General features: G+C 64.1%; 25 protein-coding genes and 3 pseudogenes. 14 read left to right on the top strand and 14 right to left on the bottom strand.

Annotation, left to right across the window (positions count from 1 at the left end):
• Positions 1-280 precede the first annotated feature (280 nt).
• From QTI17_RS34215 to QTI17_RS34230, 4 genes and pseudogenes are all read left to right on the top strand, one after another.
• A pseudogene (locus QTI17_RS34215) lies at positions 281-950 on the top strand (haloacid dehalogenase type II).
• Positions 950-2,053, top strand: coding sequence for a phosphotransferase (locus QTI17_RS34220; protein WP_286538590.1), 1,104 nt, complete (start codon positions 950-952; stop codon positions 2,051-2,053). Before QTI17_RS34215 ends, QTI17_RS34220 begins: the two are co-directional and overlap by 1 nt.
• Positions 2,050-3,390 (top strand): aspartate aminotransferase family protein, encoded by a 1,341-nt coding sequence (locus tag QTI17_RS34225; protein ID WP_286538593.1) that lies wholly within the window; start codon positions 2,050-2,052, stop codon positions 3,388-3,390. Before QTI17_RS34220 ends, QTI17_RS34225 begins: the two co-directional genes overlap by 4 nt.
• 33 nt (positions 3,391-3,423) lie before the next feature.
• Positions 3,424-4,014, top strand: coding sequence for an Lrp/AsnC family transcriptional regulator (locus tag QTI17_RS34230; RefSeq protein ID WP_503011163.1), 591 nt, complete (start codon positions 3,424-3,426; stop codon positions 4,012-4,014).
• A gap of 444 nt (positions 4,015-4,458) precedes the next feature.
• On the opposite strand, the gene QTI17_RS34235 is transcribed toward QTI17_RS34230, so the two are convergent.
• The 14 genes and pseudogenes from QTI17_RS34235 to QTI17_RS34295 all read right to left on the bottom strand — a co-directional run.
• Positions 4,459-4,863 carry a hypothetical protein gene (locus tag QTI17_RS34235; protein WP_286538594.1) on the bottom strand — a complete coding sequence of 135 codons (405 nt, stop codon included), beginning with the start codon at positions 4,861-4,863 and terminating at the stop codon, positions 4,459-4,461.
• A 232-nt stretch (positions 4,864-5,095) separates the two neighbouring features.
• Complete coding sequence (locus QTI17_RS34240) at positions 5,096-6,172, bottom strand: site-specific integrase (RefSeq protein WP_353506756.1); 1,077 nt, start codon at positions 6,170-6,172, stop codon at positions 5,096-5,098.
• A gap of 68 nt (positions 6,173-6,240) precedes the next feature.
• A complete protein-coding gene (locus tag QTI17_RS34245) occupies positions 6,241-7,185 on the bottom strand; it encodes an ISKra4 family transposase (protein WP_286538596.1) in 945 nt (314 codons plus the stop codon).
• A gap of 302 nt (positions 7,186-7,487) precedes the next feature.
• Positions 7,488-7,649 carry a hypothetical protein gene (locus tag QTI17_RS34250; RefSeq protein ID WP_286538598.1) on the bottom strand — a complete coding sequence of 54 codons (162 nt, stop codon included), beginning with the start codon at positions 7,647-7,649 and terminating at the stop codon, positions 7,488-7,490.
• Positions 7,646-7,993, bottom strand: a complete 348-nt coding sequence (locus QTI17_RS34255) for an IS1096 element passenger TnpR family protein (protein WP_286538636.1) — start codon at positions 7,991-7,993, stop codon at positions 7,646-7,648. Before QTI17_RS34255 ends, QTI17_RS34250 begins: the two co-directional genes overlap by 4 nt.
• A gap of 83 nt (positions 7,994-8,076) precedes the next feature.
• Positions 8,077-8,274 (bottom strand): annotated as a pseudogene (locus tag QTI17_RS35195) (plasmid pRiA4b ORF-3 family protein); the annotation flags it as partial.
• Between the two features lie 179 nt (positions 8,275-8,453).
• The gene (locus QTI17_RS34260) at positions 8,454-8,819 is read right to left on the bottom strand and encodes a RidA family protein (protein ID WP_286538600.1); all 366 of its coding nucleotides are present in this window, start codon (positions 8,817-8,819) and stop codon (positions 8,454-8,456) included.
• Positions 8,816-10,282, bottom strand: coding sequence for an N-acyl-D-amino-acid deacylase family protein (locus tag QTI17_RS34265; protein WP_286538601.1), 1,467 nt, complete (start codon positions 10,280-10,282; stop codon positions 8,816-8,818). The genes QTI17_RS34260 and QTI17_RS34265 overlap by 4 nt, the downstream gene beginning before the upstream one ends.
• Before the next feature lie 13 nt (positions 10,283-10,295).
• Positions 10,296-11,279 (bottom strand): ABC transporter ATP-binding protein, encoded by a 984-nt coding sequence (locus QTI17_RS34270; protein ID WP_286538603.1) that lies wholly within the window; start codon positions 11,277-11,279, stop codon positions 10,296-10,298.
• Positions 11,276-12,214 carry an ABC transporter ATP-binding protein gene (locus QTI17_RS34275; RefSeq protein WP_286538606.1) on the bottom strand — a complete coding sequence of 313 codons (939 nt, stop codon included), beginning with the start codon at positions 12,212-12,214 and terminating at the stop codon, positions 11,276-11,278. The genes QTI17_RS34270 and QTI17_RS34275 overlap by 4 nt, the downstream gene beginning before the upstream one ends.
• A gap of 975 nt (positions 12,215-13,189) precedes the next feature.
• Positions 13,190-13,552 carry a hypothetical protein gene (locus tag QTI17_RS34280; RefSeq protein ID WP_286538608.1) on the bottom strand — a complete coding sequence of 121 codons (363 nt, stop codon included), beginning with the start codon at positions 13,550-13,552 and terminating at the stop codon, positions 13,190-13,192.
• A 160-nt stretch (positions 13,553-13,712) separates the two neighbouring features.
• Complete coding sequence (locus QTI17_RS34285) at positions 13,713-14,018, bottom strand: putative peptidoglycan-binding domain-containing protein (RefSeq protein ID WP_353506758.1); 306 nt, start codon at positions 14,016-14,018, stop codon at positions 13,713-13,715.
• Positions 13,987-14,145 (bottom strand): phage major capsid protein, encoded by a 159-nt coding sequence (locus tag QTI17_RS35200; protein WP_353506759.1) that lies wholly within the window; start codon positions 14,143-14,145, stop codon positions 13,987-13,989. The genes QTI17_RS34285 and QTI17_RS35200 overlap by 32 nt, the downstream gene beginning before the upstream one ends.
• Positions 14,119-14,616 (bottom strand): annotated as a pseudogene (locus QTI17_RS34295) (terminase large subunit domain-containing protein); the annotation flags it as partial. The pseudogene QTI17_RS34295 and the gene QTI17_RS35200, both read right to left, overlap by 27 nt.
• A gap of 158 nt (positions 14,617-14,774) precedes the next feature.
• On the opposite strand from QTI17_RS34295, the gene QTI17_RS34300 reads away from it, so the two are divergent.
• The 10 genes from QTI17_RS34300 to QTI17_RS34345 all read left to right on the top strand — a co-directional run bounded on the left by QTI17_RS34300 (position 14,775) and on the right by QTI17_RS34345 (position 22,144).
• Positions 14,775-15,377, top strand: a complete 603-nt coding sequence (locus tag QTI17_RS34300) for a hypothetical protein (protein ID WP_286538610.1) — start codon at positions 14,775-14,777, stop codon at positions 15,375-15,377.
• Complete coding sequence (locus QTI17_RS34305; RefSeq protein ID WP_286538611.1) at positions 15,378-15,800, top strand: hypothetical protein; 423 nt, start codon at positions 15,378-15,380, stop codon at positions 15,798-15,800.
• 567 nt (positions 15,801-16,367) lie between these two features.
• Positions 16,368-17,720, top strand: coding sequence for an AAA family ATPase (locus tag QTI17_RS34310; protein WP_286538613.1), 1,353 nt, complete (start codon positions 16,368-16,370; stop codon positions 17,718-17,720).
• 2 nt (positions 17,721-17,722) lie between these two features.
• Complete coding sequence (locus tag QTI17_RS34315) at positions 17,723-18,226, top strand: hypothetical protein (protein ID WP_286538614.1); 504 nt, start codon at positions 17,723-17,725, stop codon at positions 18,224-18,226.
• Between the two features lie 99 nt (positions 18,227-18,325).
• The gene (locus QTI17_RS34320) at positions 18,326-18,778 is read left to right on the top strand and encodes an HAD domain-containing protein (protein ID WP_286538615.1); all 453 of its coding nucleotides are present in this window, start codon (positions 18,326-18,328) and stop codon (positions 18,776-18,778) included.
• A complete protein-coding gene (locus QTI17_RS34325; protein ID WP_286538617.1) occupies positions 18,775-19,629 on the top strand; it encodes a metallophosphoesterase in 855 nt (284 codons plus the stop codon). Before QTI17_RS34320 ends, QTI17_RS34325 begins: the two co-directional genes overlap by 4 nt.
• A gap of 32 nt (positions 19,630-19,661) precedes the next feature.
• Complete coding sequence (locus QTI17_RS34330) at positions 19,662-19,895, top strand: hypothetical protein (protein WP_286538619.1); 234 nt, start codon at positions 19,662-19,664, stop codon at positions 19,893-19,895.
• A 159-nt stretch (positions 19,896-20,054) separates the two neighbouring features.
• The gene (locus QTI17_RS34335) at positions 20,055-20,900 is read left to right on the top strand and encodes a metallophosphoesterase (RefSeq protein ID WP_286538621.1); all 846 of its coding nucleotides are present in this window, start codon (positions 20,055-20,057) and stop codon (positions 20,898-20,900) included.
• 89 nt (positions 20,901-20,989) lie between these two features.
• Positions 20,990-21,307: a helix-turn-helix domain-containing protein gene (locus QTI17_RS34340; RefSeq protein WP_286538624.1), complete on the top strand. Its 318-nt coding sequence runs from the start codon at positions 20,990-20,992 to the stop codon at positions 21,305-21,307.
• Between the two features lie 6 nt (positions 21,308-21,313).
• Positions 21,314-22,144, top strand: coding sequence for a metallophosphoesterase (locus QTI17_RS34345; RefSeq protein WP_286538625.1), 831 nt, complete (start codon positions 21,314-21,316; stop codon positions 22,142-22,144).
• Positions 22,145-22,573 lie beyond the last annotated feature (429 nt).

The following is a 22,573-nucleotide window of genomic DNA, read 5'->3' on the forward strand; positions in this document are numbered from 1 at the left end:
ACTCGGCGCTGGCAAAACTGCGTTGGTTCATCTCGGTGGTGCTGTGACTTGCGATGTCTTCACGCATGCACGGGCCGTGCCCGCAGCGACCTATTGATCAGCGTTTCCCTATTCATTTAGTTCCGGCCACGCTCATCTGGCATTCGCGAAAAGCACCACTCGAAAATGCCAAGCCCCCTGCAGATTGAAAAAGAAACTGCGCGGGTTTCACTGCGATATGGCATCTCCTGTCAGGGGAGCAACCCTAGACTTATTCCATCTCAACGCAGCGGGTCATCCCATGATATTCAAACCAAAATTCATCGGCTTCGATTGCTATGGAACGCTCATCAACTTCGAGATGGGCCCAACAGCAAAAGTCCTGTTCAAGGACCGCGTGTCGGCCGACCGGATGTCGGCCTTCCTGAACAGTTTCAAGGCCTATCGCCTCGACGAGGTACTGGGCGACTGGAAGCCCTTTTACGACGTAGTGGGGAACTCGATCCAACGTGCCTGCAAGGCGCACGGCATCGAATGCCTGGCATCGGATACGCGCTCTCTATACGACGCGGTGCCGACCTGGCAGCCGCACCCGAACGTGGTCGAGGTGCTGGAGGCGATCGCACCGCGCGTGCCGCTGGTGATCCTGTCGAACTCGATGGTCGACCTCATCCCTCACAGCGTCGCACACCTGAAGGCCCCTTTCCACGCGGTCTACACGGCCGAGGAAGCACGCGCGTACAAGCCACGCACGCAAGCCTTCGAATACATGTTCGACCAGCTCGGCTGTGGGCCCGGCCAGATGATGCATGTCTCGTCGAGCTTCCGATATGACCTGATGACGGCGTCCGACCTGGGCTTCATGGCCAAAGCCTTCATCGACCGGGGTCGGTCACGAGCCTACGTCGACCGAATACGGCGTGAGCCGCTTGACTGACGTTCGTCAGCTTCCTGCACTGCTCGGACTCTGATGCTCATGCTTGACCCCCACCTGGGACCTCAGGGCGCGACGCCTGAGGTCCACCCAAGCGAGGCCGCTGCGCTGAGCACGGCAGCGCCCGACCTGGCGCCAGCCGAGGTGCAGGCGCTCGTGGCGCGCCTCTATGGGATCGACGGCAGTGTGAAGTCGCTGGCTGGCGAGCGCGACCAGAATTGCGCCGTGGAGTCCGCTGACGGTACGCGCTACGTGTTCAAGATCAGCAACCCCTCCGAGCCGTTGTCGCTGGTGGATTTCCAGATCGCCGCCCTTGAGCACATCGCCCGCACGTCGCCCAGCCAGCCGGTCCCCCGCGTCGTGCGGACGCTGGACGGCCGCCCGCGTGACACCGTGGAGCTCGCCGACGGCACCCGCACCACCGTGCGCATGCTGAGCTACCTGGAAGGCATCCAGATCCGGGAGACACCGCGCACCGCCGCTCAGCGCGCGGCGATGGGCAAGGGGCTCGCCGAACTGGACCTCGCCCTGCAAGGCTTCACTCACCCTGCGGCTACGCACGACCTGCTGTGGAACGTGTCGGCCGCGCACCGTCTGACCGTGCAGTTCGACAGCCTGGTCGAAAAACCACGCCGCGCGCTGGCCCAGTCGTTCATGACACGCTTCACCGACCATGTGCTGCCCCGCCTCGCGTCGTTGAGGGCGCAGGTGATCCACAATGACTACCACCTCTACAACGTGCTGGTCGCGCCGAACGACCAGGCGCGCATCACCGGCATCATCGACTTCGGCGACATGCTGCATGCGCCACTGGTCGGCGAGATGGCGACGGCTGCCGCCTTCCACATGACCGGCAGCGCCGACCCGTTTGAGGGACCGGCGCAGTTCGTCGGCGCCTACCAGGCCGTCCTGCCGCTGACCGAGCTGGAGCAGGACGTCGTCGCCGACCTCATGGCGACGCGCCACCTCATCACGGCGTTGATCTCGGAGTGGCGCGCCCTACGCTACCCAGAAAACCGCGCCTACATCATGCGCCACAACCCCGCGGCCTGGGAGGCGCTGTCGCAGATGGCAGACCTCTCCCGCCACGACGCACGCGACCGCTTATTGACCCCAAAACGAAACGGAACCTTCTCATGAAAGCCACCGCTGACTTCAACATGGTCAACGCCTACATCCCAGGCCGTGCCAACGTCGGGACCGCCACCGAGGCCATGATCGAGCGGCGCAATGCGCTACTCGGCCCGGCCTACCGGCTGATGTACGAACACCCGCTGCACATCGTTCGGGGTGATGGCGTTTGGCTGATCGACCCGCAAGGCCGCCGCTACCTCGACGTCTACAACAACGTCACCTCGCTCGGTCACTGTCACCCTGCGGTGACCGAGGCGATCTGCCGCCAGGTGAACACGCTCGCGACCAACACGCGCTACCTGCACGACACCATCCTCGAGCTGGCCGAGCGCCTGCTCGCCAGCGTGCCCGGCACCGACCTGGCCCACCTGATGCTGACTTGCACCGGCAGCGAGGCCAATGACCTGGCCTATCGCATCGCCAAGGTGCGCACCGGCGGTACGGGTGTGATCGTCACCGACACGGCCTACCACGGCATCACCGACGCCGTGTCGCAGTTCTCGCCGTCGCTGGGCGTGAGCGTCGACCTCGGTCCGCACGTTCGCCTGGTGCCGGCGCCGCGCAAGTACCACGCCGAAGGCGCGGACCTCGGCGAGCGCTTCACGCGCGACGTCGAGGCGGCCATCGCCGACCTGCAGCGCCACGGCATCAAGCCAGCAGCCTTGATCGTCGATTCGCTCTTCACCAGCGACGGCATCCTGCCCGAGCCTGCGGGCTTCCTGGAGGGAGCCGTCGAGGCGATCAAGCGCGTTGGCGGCCTGTTCATCGCCGACGAGGTGCAGCCCGGCTTCGGCCGCACCGGCGAGCACATGTGGGGCTTCCAGCGCCACGGCCTCGTTCCCGACATCGTCACCCTGGGCAAGCCGATGGGCAACGGCCAGCCGATCGCGGGCCTCCTCGCGACAGCCGACGCGCTGGCAGAATTCGGCAAGAAGTCCCGCTACTTCAACACCTTCGCCGGCAACACGGTCTCGTGCGCAGCGGCCCTGGCAGTGCTGGAGACCATTGAACGGGACCGACTGGCGCCACATGCAGCCAAGATCGGCAAGGTGCTGCTCGACGGCATCGCCGGGCTCGTCGCTAAGCACGAGGCCATCGGCGACGTACGGGGGACAGGGCTCTTCGTCGGCGTCGAGCTCGTGTCGGACCGGACGACGCGGGCGCCGGACCGCGGCCTCACCAGCCGGGTGGTCAACCTGATGCGCGACAAAGGCGTGCTGCTCAGCGCCTGCGCCCAGGGACACAACGTGCTCAAGATCCGTCCGCCGCTGGTGCTCTCGGCGGAGCAGGCCGGCATGGTGATCGAGGCCCTCGACGAATCGCTCACCCAGGCGCGGCGCTAGTCGCCGGAATCGACTTGACAGTACGATCGCCCCATGAGATCAGCAGTTGCGTTCGACCGGTTCGACCTCAAGATCATGGTAAATCTGCAGCGGGAGGGGCGCTGCTCGAACGTCGATCTGGCCGAGTCGATAGGCCTCAACCCCAGCCCGTGTCTTCTGCGCACCAAGCGGCTGCAGGAGACCGGACTGATCCGGGGCTACAGCGCCGACATCGCGCTGGAAAAGCTGGGGGAGTACGTCATCGTGTTCTCGGAGGTCACCATCAGCAGCCACCGACCAGATGATTTCCGCAAATTCGAGGCAGCTGCCGGGAAGTACGAGGAGATCGTCGAGTGCTACAACGTCAGCGGCGGCTACGACTACCTGCTGAAGATCGTGGCGCCCGGCGTGGGCTATTTTCAGGAGCTGATGGAAAAGATGCTGGAAGACGACATCGGCATCGAGCGCTTCGCCAGCCGGATCGTCCTGCGCCAGTCGCTGGATCGGCGCGGGTATCCGCTGGGCATCATCGCGACCCAGAAGCGGTGGACTGATGATCGTGCGGCTCAGGCCGCGCGACGATGCAAGTCGAGTGAATTCACCGAAGGTTCTGATCGCCTTTGTGTCGACCTCGACCTGCATTAGGGCGAAGAGATGATGATGGAACGCGGTTTGTCGCGCTAGCCTCGTCGGAACAAGGTGCGCCGCGTGTTGCCAAGCCGGCCGGACCGGTGCGCTCCAGGCCGTGCCTCGAACCGCGAACGATCGCGCGGATGGCGGAACGGTTGAAGTTGCCGAACAGCCACTCCGGGTAGGGGTGATCGTACTTTTCTTGCAAATCAGTGCGCTTCGAGTCGAAAAGTCGTTGTGCGACAAGGAGTTGCACGTTGACTAGTTTTCGCGCATAGACCGGATTCGCAAGTCACTGATTTCAGAGAAGATTTCCGGGAAGACCGTGTCATTCCGGACTGAAAGTACGAGCACCCCTTCTTGCAGGCCCGCTATCCGAGTTCGAGGCTGGAGCCGTCGCGGCTGGAGTTGCATCGATGGACCGTGCCCGCGGCGAACGGCGCTGCGGCGGCACCGGAATCAGGGGAGGCCGACGTCTGTAGCAACGGTTGGCACCTTCAGTTCTACGCAATCCGATCCGCAGGCCCCCTGTTCGGTCGGGTCGGGTCGGCGCGCGGGTCGATGCAGCACCGCTCGGCTCGGCGTGATCCGCAGGAGTTCGCCATCCGGGGCTGCTTGCCCGTCGACGATCAGGGAGTAATCGGACTCCTCCCGCGGCGGCCAGATGAGCCCGACGGCGGGCTGCTGGATCAGGTTGTCGCGTGTGCGGCGGCCGATGCCGTCAATCACCAATACGCTACCTTCCAGCCTCGGCACCACTGCGACCGCATGCGGGGCGCCATGCGCGCTGGCGGTCAGCAGGTAGGCAAAGCGGTACCGCGTCATGACCTCCGCCAGGTTTTGCAATTCGACTGGAATGCTCATGTTTGTCACCATCGGTTGGCGTTCGCGCCGAACGGCTCTTGCTTCCCGGCCTCGACCCTGCGAGGCCCGATGGCGCGCACAAATGGACTGATTCGATTATCGGTCTAACGTCTCTGTCGACGCTTGGCTCCGCCAGCTTCGGCGTTGAACACCGGACATCTCCGGGCACATAGCGCCGCTCAAGCTTTGTCGGACTTCTGCTTGCCCGAGTCCATCATCCTTGCCACCGCGCTCACCTGGGCGGCTCCAGTGCGGAAGTACCCGCAACGGTGTCCGTGCTTCGATGACCGGTCATCGCCATCGTCTCCTGCAACGGCATGTTCTGCCGACCCGCCTCGGTCACGAACCCCGACCGCAGCGAGTGGGCCGAGAAATCCTCTCCCACCCCTGCGAGCGCACACCGCGCCTTCACAATGTCCCGCACCGCCGTCCCGGAGAGCCCGTCGGTGCCTAGCTTGCCGTTCTTGAGGATGCGTCGGAAGAGGGGGCCCGAGTTGATGCCGCTGGCTTTGAGCCAGGCCTCGAGCGCCACGGCGGCCGATCCGATCACCGGCTTCACGTCTTCCGGGCGGATCTTCCCGTTGTGGTTCGTCTTCGAGCTCGCCAGCGTGTACAGATAGGCGCCCTCATCACCACGGTGCAGGTTCTCGAACACAGCCTCAGAGACTTCCGAGCGTCGGCGCCCGCCCGAGGCCCAGGCGAAGAGGAGGAGGGCACGGTCGCGCTTGCCCTTGAGCGAGTCGTCGCAAGTCTCCAGCACCGCCTCGAGCGGCTCTTTCGTGAGCGCACGTTGCTTGTGGGGCAGGGCGTTGCGCTTGGCGTAGGCTTTTCTGGTCTTGCTCAGCAGCGCCTTGACCGCGGGGTCCACGCATGGATTAGTTTGCTTGGAAACGTGGTGCGCCATCGAGAGCACGGAAATCCGGTGCATCAGGGTGTTCAGGGCCGGCGCGCCCAGTTTTCCCTTGAAGCCGGCTTCCACCAGCGCCTGGTCGATCTCGGGCGGCAGCTGGTGCTCGAGGCCGGCCTTGGTCGAGCGCTGAGCGTGGTCGACGATGAACTGGACGACCACGGGGACTGCGACCGGCAGCGCCATCTGCCGCCCGTAGCGCGCGCCGAACCAGGCGGCCCAGTAGCGCCTGGCGGCGCGGTACGCCAGCCGGGTGTTGTCGGATTCGCCCTCGGCCATCAAGTCCTGGGCGGCTTCCTCGGCCATGCCAGACAGTTGGCCGGGGTCGAGCAGCTTCAACGGCATCAAGGCCTTCGACACCTTGGGTACTTTGGAAGACGGCACTTTGTCAGCGGATTTCATGGAGCGCTCCAGCAAGGAGAGCATCACAATCCTGGGGGGTGTGCAGTGCAGGATCCTTGCTCCACCGCCTACGCCGCGAGCGGCGCTTGATCCTGAGCTCCGAAACCCGGATACCACCTCTCGAAGGATGCGCGTAGCTCGTCATTGAGGACCTGGGTGCGAACCTGGAGGAGCAGATGCGCGCCGCGCGGCGTCCAGCGGATCTGCTGCTTTTTCACGAACCGCTTGGAGATCACCTGGTTGACCGCGGATTCAACGAAGCCGGTTGCAATGCGCTCCCCGCACCGGTACCGCTCTCCGTAGTTGACGATGGCGCCGGCGTTGTTGTCGACGTAGGTCGCGAATTCACCCAGCGCCCGATCAAGTTTCTTGAGCACGACCGAAGGCGGCCGCCCAGCTTGCCTGTCCTGCTCGAGCACGCCTTCGACTTCCTCGACCAGGTCGTACAAGGTTTCGTCGGCGCGGATCGCGTTTCCATGCCACAGGAACCATTTGACGCGTTCGGAGCCCTTGAGGAGGTTTTCCTTCTCCGAGCCTTGCCAGCCGCGTGCCGTTTGCAAGAGCTGCTCGATGCGCATGGCCACGTGGAACCAATCCAGAACGTGCTCGGATCGCGGATGCAGGAAGGCGCCAAGCTCGCGCACGGTGTCGCCGCCGTCACACAGGAACGTGATGTGCTGTCGGGGGAGAATGCCTTGCGACTCGAGCACGGCGCGCAGCCTCCGCTTCGGTTTGCGGTCTATCCGATGAACGAAGGCGAAGACTTTCGCCGCACCTTCGTGCGGGATGCTCTTTCCGGCGATGACCTCCAAGCATCCGTTGGCACCCGGCAGGCGATCGCGACCTCGAATGTAGCCTCCGTCCAGCCCCACCGTGATGGGAGCGGCAGGTTCCGGCGAGGCTTCGATCTCGCGCTGGGAGCCGCCGTCGTAGGTGAACTGCTCCGGGCCGAGCTGCGCTTCGAGTCGCTCCGCGGTGTCCAGAACGTGCCGACGAATCGCTTCCGGATGCACCCCTGGTCGACGGGCAACACATCATGCAACAGCGCACCGACCGCTGCGAAGGAGACTTGCGCGGCCCACTTGGCCTACAGGTATGTCAGTTCTGGGGTCGTGTGCACCGTCAGCAGTTCGCTGAGCGGAGAGAACGTAGCCTCCCGGGATTGCTCGAAGCGGCAGCGGCGCCAACGGGGGCTGCGCAAGTCGATTTCCCCGAAGGCGGTGCGAAAGCGTAGCGGGTGGTAGCCTTTGACCGCGCGCGGCTTGGCACAATGCGGACAGGCCCTGCGGTCGGACAGGTAGCCATCCAGCTGCTCTTAGACAAACGCTTGCTGAAGGGTTGCGAGGATGGTCTTGGTGTCGCCCAGGGCGAGTCCGACGTTCTGCACCTGGTCACATCGACGATCGATGGTGTGAAGTGGCACGGTGAAGGGGCGCGACGCGGCGCCCTCAATGCGAATCTGAACGATGGCTCTCATGGGACCCACCTTTCCTGTGATGGCGCAGCCAACGCGGCGAGCCTTCTGTTCACGGCGCGCCGATCGAAGCGGTCGGGGTGGTAGTGGCGCAAGATGGCCCATTCCTCGTCGTCCACCTCATCGTCGAGAAGATCCTCGAACTCTTGGCGGGACCTGCTCTCGCCGATCAGGGTGTACTCGAACCGAGTGGCCATGAACGCATGCGGACCGCCGCAATCCTCTGGGGGTGCGGCGCGCCGGCCTGCGATGCATACCGGGTACACCAGCTTGGGATCCAGCGGCAAGGTCGTCTCGATGCGCAGGTCGTGCACCCACAGATCGCCGAAGTCGTATTCGTAGGGAATCGCTCAAGGCGCCGCAGCTTCAGTTGTCCGATCGGGACTTCGTGCGCGTCGGTGTCGAAGAACACGCCGCCTTCCTGATGGACTCCGTACTCGCGACCGCAAATCTCGAAGCGATGAAGGTGCATGTCCTGCCAGCCGAACGCGACCTGCAGGATCCGGTGAAGCCGGGCGACGCTGGTATCGCCGCGCACCAGAAGTCGCCGCCAGATCAGCGGGCTGATGCTGCGCAGCACTGCGCGCAGCCGCAGGACCTCCTGTCGAGAAGATGCTCCGGCTTCCATCTCCAAAGCTTACTTTGCTGCACCGCACACCCCCAGGATTGTGATGCTCTCCATAGCGGGCCAGCAAAGCGACAGCGTTGTCGTCGTCTATGCGAGTCCCATCGACCTGACCCAGCAGCCGGCATCGGGCCGCCTGAGGCGCAGCGGAACGTGGCCACGCCCGAGTAGCGCGCCTCATATCAGTCCACCCAGGCCTGTACCTCGATCTCGACACGCGCTCCTTTGTAGAGCTCGGCCTGCACGGTCGAGCGCGTGGGCAGGGCACCCGCGAAATGCTTCGCGTATTCCTCGTTGAACGCGGCGAACTCGCCCAGGTCCGCAAGCCACACGGTGACGCGCACCACGTCGCTCATGCGCGCGCCGCATTCGCCGAGCGTGAGGGCCACGCGTTCTAACACGGTCTTCGTCTGGGCCTGGATGCCGCCCTCGACGATGTTGGACTGCGCATCCATCGCGAGCACGCCCGAGAGGAAAAGAAAGCCACCTGCACGCACGGCCTTCGAGAACGGAACAGGCAGGGGAGTCGGGTAACGTTCGATATTCATTCTGCTTCCTCGTCGTCCTTGCGCGCGATCACCTGTCCGTTGCGTGCCCCGCTGTGCACGCCGTGCTGCCAAGTGACGACGCCATTCACGATCACCGCGTCAATGCCTTCGGCCGGCCGCGTCGGCGTTTCATAGTTCGCGCGGTCGCGCACCGTCGCGGGGTTGAAGATCACCACATCGGCGTGGTGGCCCGGCTTCAGCGTGCCGCGCTCGTGCAGGCCGAAGCTGCGCGCCGTGAGCCCGGTCATCTTCCACACCGCCGTCTCCAGAGGGAACAGGCCGATGTCGCGGCTGTAGTGGCCCAGCACACGCGGGAAGGTGCCCCACAGCCGCGGATGCGGCTTCTCGCCGTGCGGAATGCCGTCCGAGCCGATCATGGTCTCGTCGAACGCGAGGACGCGCTGCACGTCGTCCTCGTCCATCATGAAATAGATCGCGCTGCCGGGCTGAAGCCGCCGTGCCGCATCTTCGCCCGACACGCCCCATTCGGTCGCGATGTCCTTCAGGTCGCGGCCTGCGCACTCGGGGTGCGGCACGCTCGAGGCGATCAGCACGCGGCCTTCCATCATCCCGCGGTCGGTGCGGATCATGGTGGAGCCGGCCGCGTACGGGTAGCAGTCGAGTCCGATGCACTGGTGCTGCATCGCTTCCTTGATGAAGGGCAGCGTGACTTTGGTCTTGCCGAAGTTCTGCACGTTCTGAACCTTGTGGTGCGACACCACCACCGGGATGCCGAGCGCGCGGCCGATGTGGAAGGTCTCTTCGAGCGACTCCATCACGCGGTCGCTTTCGTCGCGCATGTGCGTCACGTAGAGCGCCTTGCGCGCCGTGAGCGGGCGGCCGACCTCGATGATCTCCTCGGTCGTGGCCTTCACGGCGGGCGGATAGAAGGTGCCGGTCGACAGGCCGATCGCGCCGGCCTGCATGGCTTCCTCGACCAGCGCCTGCATGGCTGCGATCTCCGTATCGTTCGCGGGCCGGTCGAGGTCGGACATGACCACGGCGCGCAAGGTCGAATGGCCGACCATCGCCGCCACGTTCACCGACGAGGGCGTGGCGCGCAGCGCATCGAGGTACGCTGCGAAGGTCGTGAAGCGGCCTTCGGCCGGGGAGTCGAGCAGGCTCAACGGCATCGGCAGGTCCATGTCGGCGCGCAGCGGCGCCGCGCTGATGCCGCAGTTGCCCGCCACCACCGTGGTCACGCCCTGAGACACCTTGAAGGGCATCTGCGCCTGCGACAGCACGGCCTGGTCGTCGTGCGTGTGCGAGTCGATGAAGCCGGGCGCGACGATGCGGCCCGCGGCGTCCAGGGTCTGGTCGGCCGTGTGGCCCGCGAGCTGGCCGATGGCGGCGATGCGGCCGTTCAGGATGCCGATGTCGGCATCGAAACGCGGCGCCCTGGTGCCGTCGATCACGGTGCCGCCGCGGATCAGGAGGTCGTAGTGGGTCGGAGTGGCGGACATGGGGATTCCTTGTTCAACGAAAGTGGCAGGCCACCCAGTGGCCGCCGTTGGACGACGAGGGCCGCTCGGTCAGTTCGGGCGTCTTCTCCTTGCACACGGCCTGCGCCATCGGGCAGCGCGTGTGGAAGCGGCACCCCGAAGGCGGATTGGCGGGGCTCGGCGGATCGCCTTGCAGCAGGATGCGGCGCGCCGGCGTGCGCGGATTCGGCACGGGCACGGCCGACAGCAGGATCTCGGTGTAGGGGTGCAGCGGCGTCGAGAACAGCGTGTCGCGGTCCGCGATCTCCACGATGTGGCCGAGGTACATCACCGCCACGCGATGGCTGATGTGGCGCACCACCGCTAGGTCGTGCGCGACGAACAGGTAGGCGATGCCCAGTTCGGCCTGCAGATCCATCAGCAGGTTCACCACCTGCGCCTGCACCGACACGTCCAGCGCCGACACCGGCTCGTCGCAGACGATCAGCTTCGGGTTCAGCGCCAGCGCGCGCGCAATGCCCAGTCGCTGCCGCTGGCCGCCCGAGAACTCATGCGGAAACTTCTTTACCGCCTCGGGCCGCAGGCCGACGCGCGAGAACAGCCACTGCACGCGCTCGCGCCGCTCGGCCGCGTCGTCCATGTCGAAGTTGCGCAGCGGCTCGGCCACGATGTCGCCGGCCGTCAGGCGCGGGTTCAGCGAGGCATACGGGTCCTGGAAGATGATCTGCAGCTGGCGACGGCGCAGGCGCATCTCGTTCGCCGGGAGCGTCAGCAGCTCCTCGCCGTTGAGCCGCACCGAGCCTGCGCTGGGTTCGACCAGCCGCAGCACCGACTTGGCCGTGGTCGTCTTGCCGCAGCCGGATTCGCCGACCAGCGAGAGCGTCTCGCCGCGCGCGACCGAAAACGACACGCCGTCGACCGCCTGGATCGCCGGCTTCGCGGGCCGCAGCCAGCGCTTGGGAGAGATGTAGTGCTTGCGCAGATCGCGCACCTCGAGCAGCGGGGCCGCGGTCGTCATGTCATCGCTCCGGCCGCATCGGCCCATTGTTCCTCGACGGCAAAGCAGGCCACCACATGGTCGCCGCCCTGCCGCGCCAGCCGCGGCGTCTCCACGCGGCAGCGCTCGCGCGCCTGGTTGCAGCGCGCCGCGAAGGCGCAACCGCGTCCCAGCTCGTGCGCGGCCGGCACCAGCCCCGGAATCTCGGTGAGCCGCGTGCTCGCGGTGTTCAATCCGGGCATCGAGGCCATCAGCGCGCGCGTATAGGGATGCAGCGGCCGGTCGAACAGGTCGGTCACGTCGGCTTCCTCGACCTTCCTGCCGGCATACATCACGACCACGCGGTCGCAGCTCTCGGCCACCACGCCGAGGTCGTGCGTGATCATCACCACGCCCATGCCCAGCTCCTTCTGAAGCCGCTTGATGAGATCGAGGATCTGCGCCTGGATCGTCACGTCCAGCGCCGTCGTCGGCTCGTCGGCGATCAGCACTTCGGGGTTGCAGGCCAGGGCCAGCGCGATCATGACGCGCTGGCGCATGCCGCCCGAGAGTTGGTGCGGGTACTCGTTCACGCGCCGCTCGGGCTCGGGGATCTGCACCACGCGCAGCATCTCGACCGCGCGCTTCATCGCATCGGCGCGGCTGGCCTTCTGGTGCAGTTGCACCGTCTCGGCGATCTGCCGGCCCACGGTGAGCACCGGGTTCAGCGAGGTCATCGGCTCCTGGAAGATCATCGAGATGCGGTTGCCGCGGATCTGACGCATCTCGCGCTCGCCCAGCTGCATCAGGTCGGTGCCGCGCAGTCGGACGGCGCCCATGTGACGCCCGGGCGGCGTCGGCACCAGCCGCAGGATCGACAGCGCGGTCACGCTCTTGCCGCAGCCTGATTCGCCGACCACGCCAAGCGTGCGACCCGCTCGCACGGTGTAGGAAACGCCGTCGACCGAGCGCACCACGTCCGCCTCATTGAGTCCTTCGTCGACATGCCGCGGAAACCGGCCAAGCGCGCGCCCGCGAGGAAACCCGCCACGCCGACCAAGACCGCGGCGAGCAAGCGCTAGTTGATCAACTCTGCAAAGAAAGCCGCCCAGAACCAGTTGGTGTGCTTGTGGTGGCGGCTGCTCATCAGCCGGTATCGAACCCGGACAAGGCCGATGTCCGGGACATCAATTTCGGCGTGCAGCTCTGCTGGCATCAGGCGCAGGAAGCGTCTGGCCGGCCCGGCTGATCAGCTCTTCGGGGATCTTGGCCAGGATGCCGTTGGGCTCGTAGAAGGACATGAGGCCAGCATAGCGCGTCAGGACTTGAGCCTGCCCCCTCTCTAGCTAGGGGGTGGCAGGGTCGGGTAGATGCTGGACAAGGCTTTACCTGCGCGATACGCGGATTCCAGCAAGCCCTGTCAACAGGGCCCGCTGCGCAGCGTTGGTCAGGTAGTAGTCAACGACCTGGAGTCCCTTATGAACAAAATGCGTCTCATTGGAACTTGCATCGCGATCGGTGGCATCACCATGCTCAGCGGTTGCGTCGCTGTGCCTACGGGCCCCTACTACGGTAGCCCGGCGTATTCCCAGCCTTACTACGTGGAGCCCGGCCAGGCCGTGGTCGGAGCACCTTCCGTTTACATCAACGGCACGTACTCCCGGGGGCAAGGGTACTACCCCAGACCTTACTACCAGGGGCGCTCCGATCCCTACTATGGTCAGGCGCCCGCTTATGGATCCCGCCGACCTTTCCCGCCGCCTGGCGCACCAAGGCCGCCGGGATTCGGTGGCGAGTCGGGTCCAGGCGGAGCGTTTGATCCCGACCACGGTCCGGGTCGCGGAGCAGATCGTCCTTGACCGCAGCAAAGCCTGCAATCTACCAGGACTTGGTGATAGATGCCGTTCTGGAGGCCGTCGCCAAGGAACGCGAGCATGTCCGCTGGCCTGCAACTACTTGGTGGCCAGCGGCGAGGCGGCGAGAAGCTCCGTCTTGCGCGCACTGTCCCGGGTCGTCCCAAGCCAGAACGCCAGCGCGCTGGTGAAGCCGCCCGAGAGCTGGCCGATCATGTAGACGACGATGTCGCGATTCGTCGCCGGCACGTCGAACTTGAGCAGCAGGATCAGCGTCGCCGTAAACGCGCCGACCACGAAGCAGGTCAGCAGCGCCGGCACGATCGACACGGCGGCCACCTGCATCCTGCGGGCGCTGTCGCGGTCCCCCGCGGCAATCGCCTCGAGATCCGCCTCGCTCTTGAACCCGAGCGCCTGCATCTGCAAGGCGAAGTCCTGATCCGCCTTCTTGAGCGCCAGCATTTGCGCGTCGTGCCGGCCAAGGCCGCCTTTAGCCCCTCCGCGGTCTTGTCGGAGATGCCGAGGGCACTGGCTGCGGCCGACAGCGCCATGCCGCCGAGCGGGCCGCCGATGGCCGTTCCGATCCAGGGCGCCACTGTCTCGAGCAGAGCTTGCCACTCCATCACGCCCCCAGTGCCGAAAGGTTGCACGCGATGCGCCGAGCCCATCCCTTGCCGAACTGCCCGAACGTGCCAAGGTCCGTCATGAACTGCAGTCGCTGCCCGTTGTACCGAGCAATAGCCAGAGGCGTAGCCGACTGAGCCGCGGCGATCGTCGCCGGCCCGATCTGACCGTCATCCGTCGCGCCGACTGCGCGCTGCAGCCACTTGACCGACTGCGATACCCCGGAGTTGTACGCGCCATCGAAGACGTCGAACTTGAAGACATCGGGCAGGTCATCGATGCGGCAAGGCGTTGGCGCCGGTATCGGGCATGAAGTCGTCGGTGACGACCGGGTAGCCCAACAGGGTGCCCACGGCGCCGGCCATGAGGTTCGACGGTGCGGTCATGCCCCACAGGTAGTTGCCCTGGCCGCCCGTGGCCTCCATGAACATGCCCTCGGCGTTGCTCCGAGTGCCGAACAGCCAGTGTTCGTCGACCAGGATCTTCCCGGACTTCTTTCCGGACACCGTGTAAGTGTCCGCGGCCACCACCTTGAGCGACGCGCGCGACACGCGATGCGTGATCGTCCGGATGTGGTCCTGCACATGGAACAGGGCTGAAAGCTCCTCGTCGGCCCGAACCATGCCGGCCGCCGGCTTGAAACTGTTGTCCGCGACCTCCTTGGTCGGCGCCAGGATCAGGTGTTCCTCTTCCTCGCGCCAGCACAGTATCACCGCCGTCAGCATGATGCCGGCGGCGATGGTCGATTTCGTGTTCTTCTTGCTGATCAGGAGGAAGAACTCCCGGATCAGCTGCTTGCCGGCCTCTGCGTCGTAGGCGCCGAAGATGGCCCCGACAAAGTCGAAGACCCACTGTTCAGAGCACTCGCCGAAGGTCGGTTTCAGGTCGACGACGCGCACCGACCGCGCCCAGGCTGGCAAGCAGGACGAGTGGCTCACCGAGCAGGGCATCCCGCACAAGGTCGACCGGAAGCGCGTTATCGTCTCGCGTGAGCACGTCCGCGCCTGGCTGGAGGGCTGGCCGCTGCGCTCGTCCTCGGGGCCGAACTGGAGCGCGATGAATGCCTAAGGTGACCAAGTACCCGCGCCTGCGCACGCACGTCCGCAAGGGCGGCGCGGGCCAGGTGTACACGTACTGGTTCTACGACATGCGCCCGGACGGGAAAGCCGACATCCCGCTGGGCACCGACTATGCCGTCGCGATCGAGAAATGGCGGGAGCTGCACGAGCACAAGCCCCGGGTGGTCGGGCGCCTGCAGGAGGCCTTCGACCGCTGGCGCGAGAGGGAACTGCCCGAATACGCCGACCCAGAGACTCGGCGCAACTACGGTCGCCAGCTGGTGCGCATCGAGGCGGTCTTCGGCGGCATGATCTGGGAGGAGGTCACCCTGCCCATCCTCGTCGAGTACCTGGCGCGCCGGATGGTGAAGAAGCGCAACGGCGACACGTCGCCGCCCAAGCGGGCCACTGTCCAGGGCAACCGCGAGATGTCGCTCCTCTCCGTCGTCTGGGGCAAGGCCCGGCTCTGGGGCCTGACGAAGCTGCACTGGCCGGCCGAGGGCGTCAAGAACTGGAAAAATCCCGAGAACCCGCGCCTATTCGAGGTGACCGACACGCTCTTCAATGCCGTCTACGCCGAGGGGGACCAAGTGCTGCGCGACTGAATGGACATCGCCAGCGCCACCGGCATGCGCCTGACGGACGCCCGCACCGTGCTGCTGCCGGCCGGCGATCTGCTGCGCCTGTCGGCCCGCAAGACCGGCAAGGACGCCGATTTCGACGTCTCCCTGTCGGCGGTGCTGCCCGAACTGCTGGCGCGGCGCCGGGCGATCCACGCAACCCACCTGATGCTGCTGTCGACCCCAGGCGGCAACAGGGTGACAGCGCGCATGCTGCGCGACCGCTACGACGATGCGCGGGCCGCGGCAGCGAAGAAGGCCGAGGAGACCGGCAACCCGGGCCTAGGCGCCAGCGTCCGGGCGATGTACCTGCGCGACATGCGCAAGCGTGCTGCCGACCTGTCCGATGACGTCGAGAGCTCATCCAAGCTGCTCCAGACAGCAGCACGAAGCTCTACGAACTCGTGAGTGCGAACCAGGCCAAGGTTGGCACTTCGGATCGTCAATTGCATGCGCAGCTTGCAGACGCATGCCTTCGGGAAGCTGGTCGAGCGCTGCATCAGACTTCGACCAGCTTTCGACCAAGTCCGCGTGCGCGAGGGATGCCCTCGGGAAGCTGGTCGAGCGCTGCATCAGACTTCGACCAACTTTCGACCAAGTCTGCGTGCGCGAGGGATGCCCTCGGGAAGCTGGTCGAATGCTGCATCAGACTTCGACCCGGTTCGACAAAGTCTGCGTGCGCGAAGGCCGGGGCTTTGTTGGAATTTCGTGACGCCAAGTATTGCGTCGCTACCGATGCTGCCGCTAAGATCGAGAACACTTCCTCTTGAAGACCAGCGATCTCGTCATGTTGACCTCCTCAACCGCCACCAGCAATCGCGTCGATACCGACGCGCGCTGGGCCGCGCGTATGACGATTTGCACGGGTTCGTCGACCCGTGCCTCGATGCGGAAAGTAGCGGCGATTTCGCCTCTTCCCTCCCTCGTTTCCCCGTCTTAAGGAGCTGACCGATTCGGCTCCGCCAGGAGCCCCGAATGGTCAGCAAGAAGAAGCAAAGCAAGAATCTCCCCGGATACTCCCTTCACAGAGTTGCTGGCGGCCTCGATGCGCCTGCTGAACTGCTCGTTCCGACCTGGTTGCTGGAACGACTCGAGATTGAAGAGTTCGAACGCGATCGCCTATTGCGCGAAGAGGTCGCCCGCAAGAGAGCCGAAGCAGATGCTGCACAACGAGCAAGGCTAGACGAGGCATTGCGCAATTCTCCAGCGCCGCCACCAAGCTCAGTTGCTCGAAACCTCACCCCATTTCAGGCGGCTCAGGCATTGACGATTCCCGACGAACTGCCGCCGGCACCGAAGGATAGCGTTTCAGTCTTCGACTGGGATGCGGCGCGCGAGCGGTTCAACTCGCTAAAAAAGCACCCCTCCGCTGTTGAGCGAGAGATCATCACGAGAGACCTTCAGCACTTTGCCAAGGCCATGGCCAACGGGCCGTGGCGCTCAATCGCTCGGACCGGAACCTGGCGGAAAGATCTCGAGCGACTCGCTGCTGAGATGCCGAACTTTTCGCCGGTTGTAGGCGCCATCCAGCGCACCATGGCACTCGCTGATCTGTCGGGCCGACCCGCAACGCCTCAGCCGATCCTGCTCCTTGGCGCGCCCGGGGTCGGCAAGACGCATTTCACCCATCGCCTTGCAGAGGTCCTGCAGACCACGGTCCACAGGCAGCCGTTTGACAATCCGCAGTCCAACTCCGCCTTGCGTGGGTCGGAGCGGCATTGGGCGAACTCGGCCGTCGGCGCGCTTTGGGAACTCGTCGTACTCGGCAAGAAGGCGAACCCAGTCGTTTTGCTTGATGAGTTGGACAAGGGCGCGCTTGGCGGCAACAACTACCGCCCTGTGGATGCGTTGCTTACCTTGCTCGAACCGATCACAGCGTCGAAGGTGAAGGACGTCAGTGTCGACTTCGAGTTCGATGCGAGTCATGTCGTCTACGTAGCCACGGCCAACAATGCTGATCGCATCAGTGAACCGGTGCGCTCGCGCTTCCTCGAATTCGTCATCGAGGAACCGGACATCGACGGGCGCCTGGTGCTCGCGCACAGCATCTTCGAGGCGACGATTGAACGCTTAGTGCCGTTGAAAGAGGTTCGTATGGCGTTTGCCCGCCCAACGGATTTGCAAGTCTGCCGCCTCGCGTGGATGACGCCGCGGCAGATCCGAATGGCCATCGAGCGGGCCTTGGGCGCGGCCGCCTACGAAGGGCGCCGTCATTTTGAGGACCGCGACTTCGACATGCCGAAATCAAGTGGAGCGGTCCCGACGACGTCGCGCAAGCCGAAGGACGGTGGCAGCGACGAAAACCCAGTTGTTGTGGTCAGGAGTTGAACATGCATTCGAATGACAACACGCCGTGTGCTTTGCAGGCGCGCTTCCTGTATATGTTCCCGCTCGAAGGGGAGGACCGTCGTCGTGCCTATGTCTCCTTTCATGGTTGGTTGCCGGCCGTGGCGAATACCTGCGCTGACATCGATGCCCTTCTGGGTGCTGATAAGAGGGGGTTTCGTTGGACGAGACTGCGAGAGAAGTTCGGCTCGCCGAGTTTCGCCTATCGGATGGAGGGGAAAGGGCGTGTCGCGACGCTCATCCACCGCCCGACGGAGGTGCACAGGCAAGAAGTCGGATCGAATGAACCGGTAGATTCGTTGGTGTTCGCGATCAACGAACTCGTTCTGCAGGTCGAGTTGAAGCTCAGATCCTCATGCATCGTCTGTGGCGCGCCGTCGGAGATCAACAACGACCGCGGCCCTGGGCGTCGCTCTGCCTCGTGCACCGCATGGAAAACGATGGGCCTCAAGGGCACATGGGTTCTGTTTGGGAGGCCGCTCAAGTAGCGTGATCGACATGAGCAATTTCCCAACGACAGGATCACGCGCCGTGGACCTTGCCACCGGCGCACGCCTGGCATGGCCGCTCGACGAAAGGGGAGGGACGTGATCCTGTTCCTCGACTTCGACGGTGTGCTGCACCCGGAGGGAGACGCGAGTCATCCCGACGGTTCCACGGACTTCTGCTTCCTGCCCCGCCTGGAGGCGTTGCTGCGCCAATTTCCTCACGTCAAGATTGTCATCAGTTCGAGTTGGCGCGAGAAGCTCGCGTACAAGACGCTGTTGAGGCCATTCTCCGAGGACATTCGGGCTCGGATTCTCGGCGCGACGCCCCACAGCGGGTTCGGTGTTCCTCATCGGTTCGCTCATCGAGAAGGGGAGATCATCGCTTGGTTGCAACTTCACGATGCAGTCGGCGACCCATGGGTGGCGCTTGACGACGCCGAGTGGCAGTTCGATGACTACAAGCACCACTTGGTCGTCTGTGGTTCATTCATCGGCTTCGACGATCAAGCGGAAGCTGCCTTGCGGGCTCACTTTGAAAGGTCTGTCCCATGAGACTGCTGATTCTGTCCGACCTACACCTTGAGTTCGGGCACCCCTTCGTTCCGCCGACTGATGGCTACGACGTCGCGATCATAGCCGGCGACATCGCGGTGCCGGCTGCGAGCGCAAGCCACTGGGCGAAGAGGGCATCGACGTTTCCCTGCGCCAAAGGAGTGATCTACGTGCTTGGCAATCACGAGTTCTACGGAGGCGTTGTCCAATCTGTCGCTTCAGAGATGAACCAAGCTGCCAGAGATTCGAAGGTCCATGCGCTGGACTGCAGCGAAGTCGTGATCTATGATGTGCGCTTCCTCGGTTGCACGCTGTGGACCGACTTCGCGCTGCGCATCGATTCGCACATCGGACCCTATTCACATGTGCCCCGGTCGCTTGGGACATCTCGACGCAGGTTGTCGGACTACCGTGTGATCCGTACCGAGATGTCGGCCCAGGAACTTGTGGGTGCAACCGGCCGCTACCTTCTCGACCCAGGCGGCGAGCGCGACCATCGACTCCTTACGCCCGAGGACACGCTCGCGTTCCACCGAGCTCAACGACAGTGGTTGGCCACAAAACTGGCGGAGCCCTTCGTCGGCCCCACCGTCGTGGTGACGCACCACGCGCCGCACAGGCAATCATTGGCTGCGCGCTATGCGGACGACTGGTGTTCTGGTGCGTTTGTCAGTGAGCTGCCTGAAGAGTTCTTCAAGGTCCCGGTGCTTTGGGTCCACGGGCATACCCATACCAGTTTCGACTATCGCGTCGGCAACTGCCGGGTGCTGTCGAATCCACGAGGCTACCTGTCTGCAAGCCAGCCACCGGAGAACGAGCAGTTCGACCCAGCGCTCGTGGTCGATGTGTGATGTGCGCAGCAAATCTGCGAGAAGGAGCTGAGATGAACGAAACCCCGACAGACCCGCTACGTCCTCATTTCACCGATGAGGATCGCGAGAACATCCGCCTTTGCGAGCGCTATCACCCTCGGTCTGTGACGCCCGAGGACCGCTACCGTTCCTTGATCGAAGCGGACAAGTTGCTCGGTGCGATTGGTTCCGGCCCTATGACCATTACGAACTCTTCGGAGGGCGTCTATCGGACCATGTTCAGCAGCTTGCACGTGCGGCGTTGATTAATTACCCGACGTTTACGGAGCTGTTGGCGTTGTTCGAGCGGGGAACTCCCATCGAGGAATGGCTGGGTCTGCCACCCGAGGTGCTTGAACAATTTCGTGCGACTTTCCGCTTGGCGGCGCCATCCGAACGCACCGATCTCGACAACGACTTTTAGCGTGAAGCTTCTGATCCTGTCCGACCTCCATCTCGAGTTTGAGCCCTTCGAGCCTCCGCCGGTACGCGAATTTGACGTCGTGATCCTCGCAGGAGACATCCATTCGCCCGGTCGGCGTGCCGTCGAGTGGGCTGAGGCTCGCTTCGCCAGCAAGCCGGTGATCTACGTTTCCGGGAACCACGAGTACTACGACAGCCGAATGGATCTGGCCCAGTCGGAGGCCCGAACCGCGGCGACCGGCGGCCAGGTGCACCTGCTCGATGGCGGCGAGATCGTGATCGAAGGTGTTCGCTTCCTCGGCTGCACGCTCTGGACGGACTTCGATCTGGCGGTCGAAACACCCGGAGGTCTACGTCGAGATGCGGCGCTGGCGATGAGGAGAGCGACCAATCTTCTGAACGACTACAGCCTGATCCGGACGGCCGATGAACTCGCGGAGCCGGACACGTGGCGCAGCCGTCAAGGTCGGAAGCTGAGGGCGGAAGACACGCTCAGGATTCATCAAGGGCAGCGAACCTGGTTGAGCGAGAAACTCGCGGAACCGTTCGCTGGGCCCACCGTGGTCGTCACGCACCATCCACCGCATCGTGGCTCGCTTGCGAAGCGCTACGCCGAGGACTGGGTGTCAGGCGCCTTCGTCAACGAACTGCCCGAGACGTTCTTTGACGTGCCGGTGCTTTGGGTGCACGGGCACACACACCAGAGCTTTGACTACCGCGTCCGCTCATGCCGTATCGTGTGCAACCCCCGCGGCTATGTTAGCTGGAGTGGCAGAACGGAGAACCAGACCTTTGATCCCGGTCTGGTGCTCCAATTGCCAGATTGCAAAGATGGACCTCTGAAGTGACTAAAGATCTCTACGCTACAGTCGCAGAGACAGAAGCCTTGCTTCGCGGGGGGCAGAAGTACCGTCGCGAACGCTTGCGAGCGGTCGACATGATCACCGTCACAGAGGCTGTCTCGCTCCTCAACGTGGATGCTTCGACGATCGCCACGTGGATCAGTGGCGGCCGGTGTATTGGGCTTGCCGGTTCCGACGGAACGCTGAGGATTCCCCGCTGGCAGTTCGAGCCGTCTGTCTGGTCAGCAATTCAACTCATTGGCGGATCGCTGGGCACGCACGAGCCGTGGCTGATCCTCGTCTTCCTTGAGACGCCGGCGCCTGCGCTGGAAGGCTTGACGCCGCGAGTGGCTCTCGAAAGAGGTACCGCGATCGAGCGTGTCCTCGCCGCGGCCATCGATGACGCGCACTGATCGAAGATGAAGCTTCTGATCCTTTCTGATCTTCATGCTGAGTTCGAGTCCTTCGAGGTACCGAAGGATCTTGACTACGACGTGGCCATCCTGGCGGGCGATATCGTGGCGCCCGGTCGCGCGGTCGCGCGCTGGCTCCGGGACCCAGCGCGCTTTGCGGACAAGCCCGTCGTCCAGATCGCAGGCAACCACGAGTACTACGAGTCTGTGCTTGATGAGGAGGAGGCGGCGATGCGCCGCCAAGCGAAAGAGCAGGGCGTTCACTTCCTCGACTGTGACGAGGTGGTGATCGCCGGCGCCCGCTTCCTCGGCTGTACGTTGTGGACGGACTTTGCGTTGCGCATCGACAACCCGGGCTTCCCGGGACAACCAGTGCGGATGCTGTCTGATCGGTACCGCTCGATGACGGAGAGCTCGCGCTACCTTGCCGACTACTCAGCAATCCGAGTCGATGACGCGCACACATCGAACTCGCGTGGTTCCCGGCGCCTGGTTCCGATGGATACCTTGCTGATTCACCGGCGGCAACGCTCTTGGCTTCGCAGGAAGCTCGCCGAGCCGTTCAATGGGCCAACGGTCGTGGTGACCCACCATGCACCTCATCGCAAGTCGCTGGCACCGAGGTATGCCGAGGACTGGTCCTCTGGCGGCTTCGTCAACGAGATGTTGCCCGAGTTCTTTGAGGTCCCGGTGTTGTGGGTCCACGGGCACACGCATGACAGCTTTGACTACGAGGTGGACGGTTGCCGCGTGATCTCGAACCCGCGTGGCTACTTGAACTGGCACGGGGAGTTTGAGAACCAGAGTTTCAACCCAGGATTTGTGGTCGAGGTCTAGTCAGGGCAGAGGCCGACAGGACCAAGTCGCCCCAGACCCCCGCCGCTTGAAACCCGCACGGAGCGCCCTCCGAGACGCTTTTTCGATGAACAACCGCCGCCGATCGACCCGCTCAGGTGAGGGTTTGCGGACTTCGCGGTGTCTCGGTACCACCTGTGCCAAAAGAGGGCGTTTAGTTTTCGTTTCGACGGCAAAAAGCGATCTTGCTCGTGTTCAGCTCCCCGTAAAGTCTCACATCAAGGACGTCACGACCTGCTCAGGTGAAGGTTTACGGGGACTTCGCGGTGTTTCGGCTCCATCTGTGGGTCAGAACACAAGACCTTGGTATGCGTTCTGATTGTTCTCGCTCTGCCAGGTACTCTGCACGGTCAGCAGCCGTGAGCGCGTCGAGCGCTGCATTGACGAGCTTCGGCCGGACGGCGATATACA

The organism is Variovorax sp. J31P179, from assembly GCF_030316985.1.
Classification (GTDB): domain Bacteria; phylum Pseudomonadota; class Gammaproteobacteria; order Burkholderiales; family Burkholderiaceae_C; genus Variovorax; species Variovorax ginsengisoli_B.

Coding starts and splice junctions, on each gene's coding strand:
- QTI17_RS34220 (WP_286538590.1), top strand. CDS start 950: ATGCTCATGCTTGACCCCCACCTGGGACCTCAGGGCGCGACGCCTGAG.
- QTI17_RS34225 (WP_286538593.1), top strand. CDS start 2,050: ATGAAAGCCACCGCTGACTTCAACATGGTCAACGCCTACATCCCAGGC.
- QTI17_RS34230 (WP_503011163.1), top strand. CDS start 3,424: ATGAGATCAGCAGTTGCGTTCGACCGGTTCGACCTCAAGATCATGGTA.
- QTI17_RS34235 (WP_286538594.1), bottom strand. CDS start 4,863: ATGAGCATTCCAGTCGAATTGCAAAACCTGGCGGAGGTCATGACGCGG.
- QTI17_RS34240 (WP_353506756.1), bottom strand. CDS start 6,172: ATGAAATCCGCTGACAAAGTGCCGTCTTCCAAAGTACCCAAGGTGTCG.
- QTI17_RS34250 (WP_286538598.1), bottom strand. CDS start 7,649: ATGAGAGCCATCGTTCAGATTCGCATTGAGGGCGCCGCGTCGCGCCCC.
- QTI17_RS34260 (WP_286538600.1), bottom strand. CDS start 8,819: ATGAATATCGAACGTTACCCGACTCCCCTGCCTGTTCCGTTCTCGAAG.
- QTI17_RS34265 (WP_286538601.1), bottom strand. CDS start 10,282: ATGTCCGCCACTCCGACCCACTACGACCTCCTGATCCGCGGCGGCACC.
- QTI17_RS34270 (WP_286538603.1), bottom strand. CDS start 11,279: ATGACGACCGCGGCCCCGCTGCTCGAGGTGCGCGATCTGCGCAAGCAC.
- QTI17_RS34280 (WP_286538608.1), bottom strand. CDS start 13,552: ATGCTGGCGCTCAAGAAGGCGGATCAGGACTTCGCCTTGCAGATGCAG.
- QTI17_RS35200 (WP_353506759.1), bottom strand. CDS start 14,145: ATGTTCATGGAGGCCACGGGCGGCCAGGGCAACTACCTGTGGGGCATG.
- QTI17_RS34300 (WP_286538610.1), top strand. CDS start 14,775: ATGCCTAAGGTGACCAAGTACCCGCGCCTGCGCACGCACGTCCGCAAG.
- QTI17_RS34305 (WP_286538611.1), top strand. CDS start 15,378: ATGGACATCGCCAGCGCCACCGGCATGCGCCTGACGGACGCCCGCACC.
- QTI17_RS34310 (WP_286538613.1), top strand. CDS start 16,368: ATGGTCAGCAAGAAGAAGCAAAGCAAGAATCTCCCCGGATACTCCCTT.
- QTI17_RS34315 (WP_286538614.1), top strand. CDS start 17,723: ATGCATTCGAATGACAACACGCCGTGTGCTTTGCAGGCGCGCTTCCTG.
- QTI17_RS34325 (WP_286538617.1), top strand. CDS start 18,775: ATGAGACTGCTGATTCTGTCCGACCTACACCTTGAGTTCGGGCACCCC.
- QTI17_RS34330 (WP_286538619.1), top strand. CDS start 19,662: ATGAACGAAACCCCGACAGACCCGCTACGTCCTCATTTCACCGATGAG.
- QTI17_RS34340 (WP_286538624.1), top strand. CDS start 20,990: ATGATCACCGTCACAGAGGCTGTCTCGCTCCTCAACGTGGATGCTTCG.
- QTI17_RS34345 (WP_286538625.1), top strand. CDS start 21,314: ATGAAGCTTCTGATCCTTTCTGATCTTCATGCTGAGTTCGAGTCCTTC.